Consider the following 14121-nt stretch of genomic DNA (forward strand, 5'->3'; position numbering starts at 1 on the left):
ATGGATTATTTATTGATCTTACAATGTTCGGCGATAATGATGCTTTCTATTCGTTTACACGCCAAATCAATTTCATCATTAACGACAGCGTAATCGTACTGCTCCAGCAGACTGATCTCATCTACCGCGACGGACATCCGGTGATCAATCGTCGCCTGACTTTCCGTACCACGGCCCTGAATGCGATCTTTAAGCTCGTCCAATGAAGGAGGCAACAGAAATACAAAGATCCCTTCCGGGAACTTTTCTTTCACTTTCAACGCGCCTTGAACTTCAATCTCAAGAATGATGTCCCGGCCTTCGTTAATCGTTTTCTCCACAAAATCACGCGGTGTTCCGTAATAGTTTCCTACATATTCTGCGTGTTCCAACAATTGATCTTCAGCAATCATGTTCAGGAATTCTTCATGGCTTCTGAAGAAATAATTGACGCCGTGTTCCTCACCCAGACGTGGCTGACGAGTCGTTGCCGATACAGAATAAATCAATTCCGGCACCCGTTTGCGCAAAGCGCTGCATACTGTACCCTTCCCGACCCCAGATGGGCCGGACAACACTACCAGTAATCCCTTAGACATATTACACTCCATTTTATTCGTCGTTGTCATCATCTTTCGAAGAAAGACGATGGGCGACCGTTTCTGGCTGAACCGCAGACAGAATGACATGATCGCTATCCGTAATAATTACGGCACGAGTACGTCTTCCGTATGTTGCGTCTATCAGCATATGACGGTCTCTTGCCTCTTGTATAATTCTCTTGATCGGCGCCGATTCCGGACTCACGATGGATATAATCCGGTTCGCCGATACGATGTTACCGAATCCAATGTTAATGAGTTTGATTGCCATAATCAGGTTCTTCCCCCTATACATGCGACTCTTTTGCCGAAATATGACCGTTCATTCGATATTCGCCGCTTGCTCACGAATTTTCTCCAGTTCCGCCTTCATCTCGACAACACGGTTCACCAGAGCCAAATGGTTGGCTTTTGATCCAATCGTATTGACTTCCCTATTCATCTCCTGAATAAGAAAGTCCAACTTGCGGCCTACTGGCTCATCACTTTTCAGCAGTTCCCTGCTCTGTCCAAAGTGACTCTGTAGACGCGTAAGCTCTTCCTCTATGTTAGAACGATCGGCAAACATAGCAATTTCCATACCTAATTTATGCTCGTCAAAAGGGAAAGAGCCTTCTTCCTGCATTTCCGTAAGCCTTTGTCTTAACTTGTTGCGATGATCACTCACCACAGTCGGCGCAAGAGCAAGCATCTCGGTATGCAGTGATTCCAGACGACTGACACGTCGTTCCAGATCACTGGCCAGATGAAGACCCTCGCGGGCGCGCATCTGCTCCAGACCGGATAAAGCCTCTTCCAACCCCTGCTGCAGGACACGCTCCCATTCGTCCTTCTGCTCTTCCGGAAGCGAACTCGTCCCATCCGAATGAACCATGACATCTGGAAGTGCCAGCATATCCATAATACTCGGTTTGCCCTGCATACCATAGCGGCTTTCCAATTGCTCTGCGGCCTGAAGATAGGCCCTGACCGCCTGCTCATTCAGAACAGCGGGAAGAGCCTGGTCTTCATCTTTTTCTTTCATTACATAAACATCAATCCGCCCACGTTTTAAGCGGCTCTGTACCTTTTTCCTCAATCCGTCTTCATAACACGTCCACTCTCTCGGGAGACGCATCATCACTTCGCAATAACGATGGTTGACAGACTTGATTTCCAATTGTACCTTATAGCCTCCAAAATGAAAGGCGGATTGACCGTATCCGGTCATACTGAATGACATCGGCATCACATCCGTTACACTATTGTAATTGATTATTAGGGTTGAAACAAGTAGGACATTGATGCTCCGACTTCTCCCACACATATTGGGTCAGTTCGGCCGTCATACTATAGAACATAAATGGAGTCATTAAATAGATTCCTTTGAAATGTTTTGTTGCTACATCCAGAAGCTCCTTGGCGATCTTCACACCCATTGCTCGACCTTCTTCACCTTCGAGACCAGCCATCCGGGAACGCACTTCATCCGACAGCTGAATACCCGGAACCTCATTATGCAGATATTCTGCATTTCGGCCGCTGGCTAACGGCATTACCCCTACAAAGATCGGCACATCCAGATGCTTGGTCGCTTCATGCATGGCTACGATTAGTTCAGGATCGTATATCGGCTGCGTCATAATATAATCGGCTCCGGAAGCAATCTTTTTCTCAAGCCGCTGTACAGCCTTATCCAGATGTTTCACATTCGGGTTGAATGCGGCACCGATAACAAAGCCTGCCTTCTGCTTGAGCGGTTTACCGGAGAAGGATACTCCATCGTTCAACTGCTTGATCATACGTATAATTTCAAAAGAAGTCAGATCGTATACCGAGCTTGATCCGGGCAAGTCTCCAAATCGTGCAGGGTCACCTGTTACAGCGAGTACATGATTAATGCCTAGAGCATCAAATCCCATCATGTGCGATTGTGTCCCGATCAGATTCCGGTCACGACATGCAATATGCACCAGTGGGCGCAATCCTGTACGGTCCTGAACAAGATGGCCGAGAGCCATATTACTCATCCGGGTAACCGCTAGGGAATTATCAGCCAATGTTAACGCATCTGCACCTGCTGCTTTCAATGTCTCGGCACCTTTCATAAACTTCGCAATGTCGAGATCACGTGGTGGGTCAAGTTCGACGATGACCGTATGACGTTGTTTGACTAGATCCACAATCGTAGGCTGCCCACCCCGTCCAGACCGTTCATCTACATTTTCATGCAGGATAATACGCGGTTTCGACTCGGATGGATCAGGTTCCAGTATTGGAACAGGTGTGTATTCAACAAGAGCCTGGGCGATTGCGGCGATATGATCAGGTGTTGTACCACAGCAGCCTCCGATGATACGTGCGCCCAGATCAGCGAATTGCACTGCCGTCTGTCCGAAGTATTCCGGTGACGCTCCATAACGGAACTGACCATCGACGTAATCCGCTGCACCCGCATTCGGGTAAACAGACATTGGGACACCGATACGGCCTGACACCGTCTCCATCGCCCGCATAATTCCGTTTGGACCGGAACGGCAGTTGAAACCAATGACGTCAGCCCCTTGTTCACGCATGATTCGGAAAGCTTCTGGCATCGTATATCCATCCAGTGTATGCCCTACATCCTCAACAGCGAACTGTCCAATTACCGGGAGATCACTCAGCTTGCGCGCCTGTAGAAGGGCGATATCCATTTCCTCGATATCATAGAAGGTTTCGAGCAGAATGCCGTCCACTCCTTCTTCGAGCAGTGCAAAAATCTGTTGCTGATAGAAACGCTTCAATTCACTTGTTGATACGTTGGTCCGCTTTCCTCCACGAATGGAGCCAACCGCGCCCAGAACATAACCGTTTGCGCCAGCTACTTCTTTGGCGATACGTACACCGGCACGGTTGACATCCTCGACCTTGGACTCCAGACCAAACTTGGACAACTTATCGTAATTGGCAGAGTACGTATTGGTTTCATGAATTTCCGTACCTGCATCGCGGTAACGACGATGCACATCTGCCACCACTTCAGGTGATATCAAGTTCAACTCTTCATAAGAAATCCCTACCGGGAATCCCATCTGATACAGGAAAGTTCCCATCGCCCCATCCCCTATGAGGACCCGTTCCTGCATTACACTGCGTAAATCCGCCTTCATCCCTTTTCCCCCCGCCTGACTGATCATTTCATACTAATGTAACACAAAAAACATCTGAAAACGAAGAAAAACACAGGTTTTTCGTGAAATTCAGTTTCTATAACCCTCTGGACTAGTAGGAATTCATATAACTGCAAAAAAAGAGGCCCTAAGGCCTCCTCATTTAAACGTATTCTTTACGAAGTGACTCCCTTGAAAACAACTTCAGCAGGTCCAGTCATGTACACGTGGTTGTCGGCTTCGTTCCACTCAATATGAAGATCGCCACCCTTGAGGCTGATCACCGCTGTGCGATCCGTATGTCCGTTCAGAACGGATGATACCAGTGTTGCGCAAGCTCCGGTTCCACAGGCAAGTGTTGGTCCAGCACCGCGTTCCCACACACGCATGTCCACATAGCCGCGATCGCGAACCGTTGCGAACTCTACATTGATTTTTTTCGGGAACATGGGATGAACCTCAAGTAGTGGCCCCCATGTCGATAGATCGAAATTCACAGCATCATCCACATAGATGACTGCATGAGGATTACCCATGGAGACGGCCGTAAATTTGAAATCCTGTCCATTTACTTCGATGGAATGATCCACCACCGGATTGGCATCCACGGTCGTTGGAACCTGAAGTCCATTCAGGATAGGCTCTCCCATATCCACACGAACGGTTTGCACTTTACCATCACGAATGTTCAAGCTTACTGGTTGTACACCCGCGCCAATGGTTTCAATCGTAATCTGTTCTTGGGTCACATGACCATGATCATATACATATTTGGATACACAGCGTATGGCATTGCCACATTGCTCTGCTTCCGAGCCGTCCGAGTTCATGATGCGCATCTGAAAATCCGCCTTCTCTGAAGGCAGTATATAAACCAGGCCATCCGCACCGATACCGAAGAAACGATTGCACCATTTTACAGCCAATTCTGCTGCATCAGCCGGAAGCTGTTGTTCTCCAAACACAACAATAAAATCGTTGCCGAGTCCGTGCATTTTTGTAAATTCCATAACCTTGCCCACTCCTTTTGGCAGTCTGCTGCCAAAGCGTTATTCTTGCTTCTCTACAGGATACCCTGGATATTCATATCCAACATTCCCAATAAAAAAAGCTATCCTGCAAAATGCCGAGGAATCTCGCCTCGAATCATTTTGAGGATAGCATAACGAAAACGATAAGCAATTGCTATTGATTTTATGCCGAAAACTTTGTACTTTTCGGTACGAAGCGGCCTGGGCCCATGCGGCGACGGTTGCGACGACCTCCCCACACGCTGCCCACTCCCATCAGGAAGGTTGGAATACCTGCGGCAACGATGGAAATGGCCCATTCACGCATACCCAGTGGTACTGTTTTGAAGATAGGCTGCAACGGCTCTACATACATGACCGCCAGCATCAGCACGATGGATGAAATAACTGCAAATACCAGGTACTTGTTCTGCAATGGATTGCGGTGGAAAATGGAGCGTGAACTACGGCAGTCAAATACATGAATGAGCTGTGCCAAAACGAGAGTAGCAAAGGCAACAGATTGAGCTTTAATGAGCTGACCCGGTTCATCTGGCGCGGCCTGTAGGGTAAGCCAGAACGCCCCGAGTGTACAAAGCCCGATCAATACACCCCGACTGACAATTTTCCAACCCAATCGTCTGGCAAAAATATTTTCCTTGGCGCCACGCGGCTTGTGTTCCATCAGATCTTTTTCCGGCTGATCCACACCAAGTGCCATCGCTGGCAATCCATCCGTCACCAGGTTGACCCACAGAATCTGGATCGGCACGAGTGGCAAAGGCAGTCCCATCATCATCGCGAAAAACATCGTTAAAATCTCGCCAACATTGGATGCTAGCAAATACCGGATAAACTTGCGGATGTTCTCATAAATATTACGCCCTTCTTCAATTGCAGCTACTATAGTAGAGAAATTATCATCACTCAGGATTAACGCCGATGCTTCCTTCGTCACATCCGTGCCTGTTATTCCCATCGCAATACCGATATCTGCTGCTTTAATAGCTGGTGCGTCGTTCACGCCATCTCCAGTCATCGCTACGACATGTCCTTTGCGCTGCAATGATTTTACAATCCGTAGTTTGTGCTCAGGCGATACTCGTGAGAATACGTAAATGCCCTCTACCTGTTTATCCAGCTGCTCGTCCGTCATACCCGCCAATTGCTGTCCGCTAAGTGAAGCCCCACCCCGTGGAAGAATACCTAACTGTTGGGCGATAGCCTCTGCCGTCGTACCATGATCGCCCGTAATCATAACGGTACGTATGCCTGCTCTGCGACAAGTCGCAATTGCATCCCGTGCCTCACGCCGCGGTGGATCAATCATGCCTGCAAGCCCGACAAAGACGAGTTGGCTCTCGGCAGCATGTTCATTCTCTACTTTTTCATTCGGCCGTACATCGCGGTAAGCCATCCCGAGAACCCGTAGTGCAGAACCCGCCATATTCTCGTTCGCCGCCATGACTTTCTGCCGCAGCGTTCCTGTGAAAGGTACAACATTGCCTTCCCACAAAATGTAGCTGCATTGCCCAATCAGTACATCTGGTGCACCCTTGGTGTAGACCATCCGCCCACCCTGATGGTGAACCAAGACAGACATCCGCTTCCGGTCAGAGTCAAACGGGAACTCCTGCTCACGTGCATATAACTCTTTGAGGCCAGCGGGGGTAAGTCCCATTTTGGAGGCCAGTGTTACAAGCGCCCCTTCCGTAGGGTCGCCTTTCAGCTCCCATACCACGCTGTTTTCCTTGACCGTTTCATTAACATGATCTTTCTTTGTACCTTTCTTCGCTTCTTTCTTATTATCCTTATTTGTCTCTTTGCCTTTCTTTTTATTCCGCATCTCATCTCCAACACTCTCGATAATACTGGCATTATTACATAGTGCGCTGATCTGAAGCATTCTCCGCAATGTCTGGTCACTCTTCAGTTCCAAGGTACGACCATTCTCCAGCATCTGTCCTTCTGGTGCATAACCATCCCCGGTGACCTTGATGCTGCGTCCCTCCAGCCACACGTCCGTAACCGTCATCTTGTTCTGGGTCAACGTACCCGTTTTATCCGAACAGATGACCGAGGCACAACCAAGGGTTTCGACGGAGGGAAGCTTGCGCACAATCGCTTTTCGCTTGATCATACGCTGTACGCCAAGGGCTAACGCAATCGTTACAATCGCTGGCAAGCCTTCTGGTATGGCGGCCACTGCGAGGCTGACGCCTGCCAGAAACATGCCTACTGCCGGTTGTCCATGCAAAATACCTGCAACAACAACCATGACGGTTAATCCGAGCGCCACAAAAATCAAAATTTTACCCAACTGTTCCAACCTGTGTTGCAGCGGTGTTTCCTGTTCCTCCGTATTCTGGATCAGGTCGGCGATTTTGCCCATCTCGGTATCCATGCCCGTCCGGACCACAACGCCCTTGGCGGTACCGCGAGTGACCATCGTTCCCATGAATCCAATGTTCTTCTGATCTCCTAGCGGCACATCCTCCGCAGCTATGGGATGGCAATGTTTGCTTACAGGAACCGATTCCCCAGTAAGTGCAGATTCCTCCACATCGAGGCTGTTCGTGGACAGCCAGCGTACATCGGCAGGTATGCGATCACCGCTCTCCACAAGCACGATATCCCCTGGCACCAAAAGTTTGGCCTCAAGATGTAATTCCTGACCTGACCTTAGCACTTTGGCCAGTGGGGCCGACAATTGTTTCAATGCACGAAGGGAACGCTCCGCCCGGAATTCCTGTACAAAACCAAGAATGGCATTAAGCACAATGATGGCAACAATCGTTACAGCATCCAAGTATTCTCCAAGCAATCCGGACACCAGTGTGGCACCCATCAACACTAGAACCATGAAATCCTTAAATTGATTAAGCAATAATGTAATTGGAGATATGCGCTTTCCTTCGCTCAGCTCATTTGAACCGGCGGCCTTCCTCTTTTCGGTTGCAGTCTCTTCGGTTAATCCTTCCTCAAGACTGACGCCAAGAGTGTTACGAAGCTCTTCAACGCTAAGTTGGTGCCACTTGGTATGTTCCATGCTTCAAAATTCCCTCCCAGTCTGTATTTCCTCTGTAAAACGTCACACATACTACACCGGCTATGCTAATCAACAGGTTGTACGCGATGCCGGACAAACTACCTGCTCTATATGTATTCGGACAGGACCCTAATTAGCACCCGATGGCGAATCCTTTCCCTGATGGGCAGAATAAGCTAAAATAAAGGTCTGTGGTTATATACACAGTGGCAATCCGATTTATTGCTATACAAACGAATACGAATCTGCAACGGGTTCTTTTTTACATATCCCGGTGTTCATTTCAGTTATAGATAGAGAGGACGTTGAAAAAAATGGCATTGGACGGCATCGTAACACGAGCTATCGTACATGAACTGCAAGGCTGCAAGGGCGGACGCATCAGCAAAATACATCAACCTAACGGCCATGATGTTGTACTGACCCTCCGTGCTCAGCGTGGAAATAGCAAATTGCTTATTTCGGCAAGCCCGACATATCCGCGTGTGCATTTTACCGAAAAAACGTTTCTTAACCCTACTGAAGCTCCCATGTTCTGCATGCTGCTGCGTAAGCACTGCGAGGGTGCGATCATTGAGGAAATTCGTCAGATTGGTATGGAGCGGATTATTCATATCGACGTGCGTCAGCGCGATGAACTGGGTGATGTTTCGGTCAAACGGATCATTATTGAACTGATGGGGCGTCACAGTAATATTGTTTTGGTAGATCCGATCACGGGAACGATTCTGGATGGAATTCATCACGTAACCCCGTCCATCAGTAGTTACCGGGTCATTATGCCTGGATTTTCGTACACCGAGCCACCAGAGCAGCATAAAAGCAATCCGCTGGAAGTGAGCAGCACTGAATTCCAAAATAGCTATACTGCTGCTGAAGAAGAGGCCTCTCGCTGGCTGGTGAATTCATTCAGCGGTCTTAGTCCGCTGATCGCAGGAGAGATTACCTCTCGGGTACCTGCTAATCAAGGTGACGATCAAGCTGCAAGTGAAGGTGAGGCTCGAATCGAAGCCGATGCGCTGTGGAATGCTTTTGAGTCCATCATGGGGCCAGTAAGAGATAATAGTTATACGCCTGTGACCGGGCTGAACGCCAAAGGCAAAATGATTTTCTCAGCCGTTCAGCTTCAGAGCATTCAGGACGTAGAGAAAACCTATGATACGATGAGCAAGTGTATGGAAGATTATTACGGAGACAAGGCCGAGCGGGATACGGTCAAGCAAAGAGTGAGCGATCTGCTACGTTTTCTGCAAAATGAGCGCAGCAAAAACATCAAAAAGCTGGACAACCTGAACAAGGATCTGCTGGAAGCCGACGATGCGGATAAATTCAGATTATGGGGTGAGCTGCTGTTTGCCTCCCTGCATCAGGTTAGTAAAGGGGACAAAAGTGTGGAGCTTGTGAACTTCTATGATGAAGATCAAGCGAACATTACCATTCAGCTTGACCCATTGCTTACACCGTCTGACAACGCACAACGTTATTTCAAACGATATAACAAATATAAGAACAGTCTGGCTGTTATTCATGAGCAGCTTGGAAAAACGAAAGACGAGATCGACTATCTCGACAATCTGCTCCAGCAACTGTCTATCGCATCCATGAACGACATCGAGGAAATTCGCGATGAGCTTGTGCAACAGGGTTATCTTCGCGACCGCAACAAAAAAGGCAAAAAGAAAAAGAAAAACGACCGCCCTACAGTGCATCAGTTTACTTCTTCAGAGGGAATTGAACTTCTCGTAGGCAAAAACAACCTGCAAAATGAGTACGTCACCAACCGTTTGGCTTCTTCCAATGACACTTGGTTGCACACCAAAGACATCCCGGGTTCACATGTCGTCATTCGCAGCACCGACTTTGGCGAAGCAACCTTGGAGGAAGCAGCACAACTCGCGGCTTACTTCAGTCAAGCCAAAGAATCCAGCAGCGTGCCGGTGGATTACACCTTTATCCGACATGTACGCAAGCCGAGTGGCTCCAAACCAGGCTTTGTCATTTATGACCACCAGAAGACCTTATTTGTGACGCCAAACGAAGAGCTGGTTAAAAGTTTGCCATCCACGATCAAAAATGGATAAGAGGCTTGCTTTTCAACCCGGTTAGGCAACGTAAAATCCCCCGGAACAAAAGACTGTTCGGGGGATTTTTTGTTTCTCAAATTACCATGGACTTAAGTTGGTGATTCAGTGTATTGTTTTATTTTGAGTATAAATTCAGTTTAATGTATAATAATTCAATTAATAAATCTATAAATAAACTTCTAAGGATGTGTCCCATGACGCTAAATATCAGACCAACTCACCCTAATGATGTACTACCGCTGAGTGCATTAATGCACGAGTATGTCGTCGGCTTTTATAACAACCCCTGGCCTGGTGATCAGGCAATCGAGCTTTTAATCAAAAACCTGCTTGATCAGCAGATAGGTGTTCAATTCGTTGCAGAGCAGGACGGTGAACTCATCGGATTCGCTACACTCTATTTTACCTACAGCACGATGAAGGCAAACCGCGTTGCCATTATGAATGACTTGTTTGTGACGGAAGCTTGCAGAGAAGGCGAAGCCGAGGCCAAACTGTTTGAACATTGTCAGCAGTATACACGTGAACACGGATGTGCTTACATGTCCTGGATCACAGCAGCAACCAACGAGCGGGCACAGCAGTTATTTGAACGCCTTGGAGCTGCTCGCGGCACATGGGTGAATTATTCCATCACCTAGCTTAATTATAGGCAATCAAAAAGGACATAGAGACATGGCTAGCGATTAACGCTCACCCCATCTCTATGTCCTTTTTTTTCATATTCAATTTTAGCACGATGACAACCGATCCCTTATATCCCAGTCTCATACAACATATGAAGAAAGTTTCCCCATCAAGACTTTCCGGCTGCAGCCCGGAGTTTATCGAGCACATCAATGGTTACGGTTTTGCTTCCCAGATCCCCATGAAATACTACCCCTTGTCTTACACCATGGTAATCCGAACCACCTGTTTGAATGAGCCCAAATTCCCGTGCCAACTCCGCATATCTGCGCTCCTCTTCTGGTCCATGATCCGAATGAACCACTTCAATACCGTCAGGATGGGCGTCCACCAGAATGCGACGAACCAATTCGTCGTCTCTGTATAAACCAGGATGGGCAATAACAGCAGCCCCACCCGCATCTTTAATCCACTGGCATGCATCTTCCGGTGCAACTCGGGGAACCGATACATAGCCCGGTTGGCCTTCAGCCAGATAACGATTGAATGCATCCCTCATATCAGCGGCATATCCTTTTCGTACCAACACATCGGCCATATGAGGTCTACCGATGCTTTCATCCGGCTCCAGCGGTCGGCCAAGGCCATCAATGACCTCCTGCCAGCTAATTTCGAGTCCAAGCTCCTGCAGTTTGGCAATGATCAGATGATTGCGTTCTTCTCTCGCCTCCCGAAGCCCGCGCAGTCGCTCCAGAAATTTCTCATCTTCTGTATTCACATAATACCCCAGCACATGAATATCCTTGCCGCCCGCGCGGGTACTGATCTCTACCCCTGCCACAACGTCAATTCCATACTCACGGCCAGCCCGCTGTGCCTCGGCTACACCAGCTACTGTATCGTGATCTGTCAGCGCCACCGCAGACAGTCCTCTTTGTTTGGCGAGCTTCACATTCTCGGCAGGTGGCTGCATTCCGTCCGACGCTTGGCTATGCGTATGAAGATCACAACGTCCATTAAATTGATTCATGAACAACAGCTCCTTCTTATATCTAGTGAGTAACAGAATGGATTTTAAATTAATATGGCCCTCTTATTCCGCTCGTCCTTCTGATGTTGTCTGCTCATGCTGACGCAAATAATTCAGGAACGCTACTGCTGACAAGGGAAGCAATGAAGATTTCAGATGTATAGCGTAGAATTGTCGTTTGAACTCAAGCCCACGAATATCCACGATATGAACCAGTCCAAGGGCCAGCTCATGCTGAACGGACGACGGGGATAACATGGTGATACCCACACCCGCTTCTACGGCGGATTTCACAGCACCTGTACTGCCAAGTTCCATCACCACATTCATGTCCTGTGGATCTATATTTCTCTTCTGCAACTGATCTTCCATCACCTGACGGGTACCCGAGCCTTTTTCCCGCAACACAAACGCGTAGTTCAGCACATCTTCAAGCTCTACTTCCCCACGATCTGCCAGAGCATGCCCTGCCGGAACAATCAGCTTCAATTCATCCTGCATGACCGGCTCTACAATCATATCCGGGTGGTTTACTGGCGCTTCAATCAGTCCAAAGTTAAGCTGATGTTTCAAGATATCGTCCATAATTTGCGTCGTATTCATCACTTTCATAACGATCGAGATATCCGGGTATTGGCGAGCAAAAGGGCCCAGCATTCGTGGCAACACATACTCACCAATCGTCAAACTTGCCCCAAGCTGCAATCTGCCTTGCAGCATCTGTGTAAACGCGGACATCGCCTCATCTGTCTGTCTGACCAACTCTACACTGCGTTTGGCGTGAGGCAGTAATGTCCGACCTGCCTCGGATAATTCTATTTTCTTGGTAGAACGATGCAACAACTTGGTCCCAAAATAATCCTCAAGCGATTGAATCTGCATCGTCACCGCAGGTTGTGTCATATGTAGTGCTTGCGCAGCCGCTGAAAAACTTCCCTTCTCTGCTACGGTATAAAAAATATGCAATTGATGAAAATTCATATCTTCGCCCCTCTTCTGTACGCTTTCCCCATTGTAGCCGATTTCGTGAATTCCAACAAAAAAAGCATGCAGCTTGTCTGCATGCGATGTAACCTGAATCTATCAATTCGAAAATATGGATTATTCCAAACTTACTTATGCTTGCGACTGTTCTTGACAAGAGTCATTCGTCTTGAATGTCTTAGCCAAGAATAATACGATTTTAAATCCCGCAGTTCAATCGTCTCGGACATTTTCCCCAGAAACGTAACAACAATCATCTTATGAAGCGGATTGCCAGCAATGTCATATTCCCCTTCAAGTTCGGAAAATTCAGCAACCACGACCAAATCTTCGTCGATCAGGTAAACATCCTGCTCATTACGGTAGTATGGTGTAATACGGTCCTGCTTCAGACACTCCCATAACCATGCCGCAATATGGTCATCATCATTACGTGCCGGCTCAATACGGTCTGCATACCGCATCTTGGCATGATTGGTAATGACGATGTCGGCCACTTTTTTGTCTCCAAGAGCCACGAAAAAAGGCTCGTACGTGCTCCAACGTTGCATCACCTTATCACGCATGGGAATCACTCTCCACCAGATAGGACTTTCTATCTATTTATTTACCCAATATATTACAACATAAGTCCCGCAACCTCAAGGCGTAACTTCAGATTTTTTCACAAAATCCAGTTTATGCCTAATTCAATAAAAGAGCGGCCCCGAAGGGCCCCTCTGGTTAATCGTTTCGAAATGTACAGTGGCAATAAGTTCACTGTACATTTCCAAACCATTTTTGTTATATCCCGTAAAAACTCGTTTTGTCCATCGTTTTGCTAGCATACTCTGTTTTAATCTCATTCCGGTAGGAACGTTCAACCTTGCGCACATAGGAAAGTCTGTTCACATTTTTCATCGTATCTTCAGCCCGCTCTGCATTAACATACATGACGACATAATGCATACGGCGGGAGATGTAATGAACGGTACCATACTTTTCGAGATTACGAGCCGCTTTCAAATCACTGACCCATATAATGAATCCTGTCCTTTCCGCAAACATCATTTTCCCCGCCTTTCTATAATGGAGACCGGATCCTCGGAAAGGTCCGGTCTGTCATAAATTTATGTTCTTATCAAATCTTAGCTACAACCACACTTGCCTCCGCTACCGCAGCCGCCCTTCGGATTCGGATCATTGCTCGGTACCTTGATCGTCGTTGACACGGCGAATGCAATCGTCTCCGACATCTGGAACAACATATCGTCCAATGCTTTCTCCGCCTGTTTGAAGCGGGCTACCGCCTCGAAATGTTCCAATTCAAGCTCTAGAGCCTGAACCTGATCTTTTGCGGCGTGATAGTCCGGGTGAAAATGCCCAAAACGCTGGGTTTCTTCGAATAGTTCCTTTTTGGCTTCCAGCTTGCGTATCCCCGCCTGAATTTCAGGGCTCGTCTCCACTTGCTGCTTCCAATATAAATAATCCGATACTTCGGCTGATTGGTTAATCATGTCGCCCAGTTCATATGCGCCCGTTAACACTTGGGCCATATCGACCGTGTTCATTTCCGCTACGCTCATGAAATTCATCCTATCTATATATAAAGTTCTACTTAACGTAGACTACTTCATCATATCATA

At 47.7% G+C, this 14121-nt stretch carries 13 protein-coding genes; 2 read left to right on the forward strand and 11 right to left on the reverse strand.

Annotated elements, in window-relative coordinates; translation table 11 throughout:
• Window positions 1–5: 5 nt before the first annotated feature.
• The 6 genes from gmk to BUA17_RS25025 all read right to left on the reverse strand — a co-directional run bounded on the left by gmk (window position 6) and on the right by BUA17_RS25025 (window position 7771).
• The gene (gene gmk, locus BUA17_RS25000) at window positions 6–578 is read right to left on the reverse strand and encodes a guanylate kinase (RefSeq protein ID WP_024631121.1); all 573 of its coding nucleotides are present in this window, start codon (window positions 576–578) and stop codon (window positions 6–8) included.
• Between the two features lie 13 nt (window positions 579–591).
• Window positions 592–852, reverse strand: a complete 261-nt coding sequence (locus BUA17_RS25005; RefSeq protein WP_006209218.1) for an extracellular matrix/biofilm regulator RemA — start codon at window positions 850–852, stop codon at window positions 592–594.
• A 51-nt stretch (window positions 853–903) separates the two neighbouring features.
• Window positions 904–1803: a YicC/YloC family endoribonuclease gene (locus tag BUA17_RS25010; RefSeq protein WP_064636609.1), complete on the reverse strand. Its 900-nt coding sequence runs from the start codon at window positions 1801–1803 to the stop codon at window positions 904–906.
• A 19-nt stretch (window positions 1804–1822) separates the two neighbouring features.
• Complete coding sequence (locus tag BUA17_RS25015; RefSeq protein ID WP_064636607.1) at window positions 1823–3712, reverse strand: bifunctional homocysteine S-methyltransferase/methylenetetrahydrofolate reductase; 1890 nt, start codon at window positions 3710–3712, stop codon at window positions 1823–1825.
• 176 nt (window positions 3713–3888) lie between these two features.
• Window positions 3889–4722, reverse strand: coding sequence for a diaminopimelate epimerase (gene dapF / locus BUA17_RS25020; RefSeq protein WP_072735353.1), 834 nt, complete (start codon window positions 4720–4722; stop codon window positions 3889–3891).
• A 184-nt stretch (window positions 4723–4906) separates the two neighbouring features.
• Window positions 4907–7771 (reverse strand): cation-translocating P-type ATPase, encoded by a 2865-nt coding sequence (locus BUA17_RS25025; protein ID WP_072735354.1) that lies wholly within the window; start codon window positions 7769–7771, stop codon window positions 4907–4909.
• A 314-nt stretch (window positions 7772–8085) separates the two neighbouring features.
• Between BUA17_RS25025 and BUA17_RS25030 the strand changes: the two genes are divergently transcribed.
• Window positions 8086–9852, forward strand: a complete 1767-nt coding sequence (locus tag BUA17_RS25030) for an Rqc2 family fibronectin-binding protein (RefSeq protein ID WP_072735355.1) — start codon at window positions 8086–8088, stop codon at window positions 9850–9852.
• Between the two features lie 197 nt (window positions 9853–10049).
• Window positions 10050–10496, forward strand: coding sequence for a GNAT family N-acetyltransferase (locus tag BUA17_RS25035; RefSeq protein WP_063565595.1), 447 nt, complete (start codon window positions 10050–10052; stop codon window positions 10494–10496).
• Window positions 10497–10651: 155 nt separating this feature from the next.
• On the opposite strand, the gene BUA17_RS25040 is transcribed toward BUA17_RS25035, so the two are convergent.
• The 5 genes from BUA17_RS25040 to BUA17_RS25060 form a co-directional block, all read right to left on the reverse strand.
• A complete protein-coding gene (locus tag BUA17_RS25040) occupies window positions 10652–11512 on the reverse strand; it encodes a PHP domain-containing protein (RefSeq protein ID WP_072735356.1) in 861 nt (286 codons plus the stop codon).
• A gap of 63 nt (window positions 11513–11575) precedes the next feature.
• Complete coding sequence (locus BUA17_RS25045; protein ID WP_063565593.1) at window positions 11576–12493, reverse strand: selenium metabolism-associated LysR family transcriptional regulator; 918 nt, start codon at window positions 12491–12493, stop codon at window positions 11576–11578.
• A 131-nt stretch (window positions 12494–12624) separates the two neighbouring features.
• Entirely contained in the window at window positions 12625–13062 is a 438-nt protein-coding gene (locus tag BUA17_RS25050; RefSeq protein WP_063565592.1) for a hypothetical protein, read from the reverse strand.
• 217 nt (window positions 13063–13279) lie between these two features.
• Complete coding sequence (locus tag BUA17_RS25055) at window positions 13280–13543, reverse strand: YlbG family protein (RefSeq protein ID WP_063565591.1); 264 nt, start codon at window positions 13541–13543, stop codon at window positions 13280–13282.
• A gap of 80 nt (window positions 13544–13623) precedes the next feature.
• The gene (locus BUA17_RS25060) at window positions 13624–14061 is read right to left on the reverse strand and encodes a YlbF/YmcA family competence regulator (protein ID WP_063565590.1); all 438 of its coding nucleotides are present in this window, start codon (window positions 14059–14061) and stop codon (window positions 13624–13626) included.
• Between the last annotated feature and the right edge of the window lie 60 nt (window positions 14062–14121).

It is taken from the genome of Paenibacillus sp. ov031 (assembly GCF_900143165.1).
Lineage (GTDB): Bacteria > Bacillota > Bacilli > Paenibacillales > Paenibacillaceae > Paenibacillus > Paenibacillus marchantiae.

Excerpts from the sequence above, each read along its gene's own strand:
- gmk (WP_024631121.1), bottom strand. The coding sequence starts at position 578 with ATGTCTAAGGGATTACTGGTAGTGTTGTCCGGCCCATCTGGGGTCGGG.
- BUA17_RS25055 (WP_063565591.1), bottom strand. The coding sequence starts at position 13,543 with ATGTTTGCGGAAAGGACAGGATTCATTATATGGGTCAGTGATTTGAAA.
- BUA17_RS25015 (WP_064636607.1), bottom strand. The coding sequence starts at position 3,712 with ATGAAGGCGGATTTACGCAGTGTAATGCAGGAACGGGTCCTCATAGGG.
- BUA17_RS25010 (WP_064636609.1), bottom strand. The coding sequence starts at position 1,803 with ATGTCATTCAGTATGACCGGATACGGTCAATCCGCCTTTCATTTTGGA.
- BUA17_RS25040 (WP_072735356.1), bottom strand. The coding sequence starts at position 11,512 with ATGAATCAATTTAATGGACGTTGTGATCTTCATACGCATAGCCAAGCG.
- BUA17_RS25030 (WP_072735355.1), top strand. The coding sequence starts at position 8,086 with ATGGCATTGGACGGCATCGTAACACGAGCTATCGTACATGAACTGCAA.
- BUA17_RS25025 (WP_072735354.1), bottom strand. The coding sequence starts at position 7,771 with ATGGAACATACCAAGTGGCACCAACTTAGCGTTGAAGAGCTTCGTAAC.
- BUA17_RS25035 (WP_063565595.1), top strand. The coding sequence starts at position 10,050 with ATGACGCTAAATATCAGACCAACTCACCCTAATGATGTACTACCGCTG.
- dapF (WP_072735353.1), bottom strand. The coding sequence starts at position 4,722 with ATGGAATTTACAAAAATGCACGGACTCGGCAACGATTTTATTGTTGTG.
- BUA17_RS25005 (WP_006209218.1), bottom strand. The coding sequence starts at position 852 with ATGGCAATCAAACTCATTAACATTGGATTCGGTAACATCGTATCGGCG.
- BUA17_RS25060 (WP_063565590.1), bottom strand. The coding sequence starts at position 14,061 with ATGAGCGTAGCGGAAATGAACACGGTCGATATGGCCCAAGTGTTAACG.
- BUA17_RS25050 (WP_063565592.1), bottom strand. The coding sequence starts at position 13,062 with ATGCGTGATAAGGTGATGCAACGTTGGAGCACGTACGAGCCTTTTTTC.
- BUA17_RS25045 (WP_063565593.1), bottom strand. The coding sequence starts at position 12,493 with ATGAATTTTCATCAATTGCATATTTTTTATACCGTAGCAGAGAAGGGA.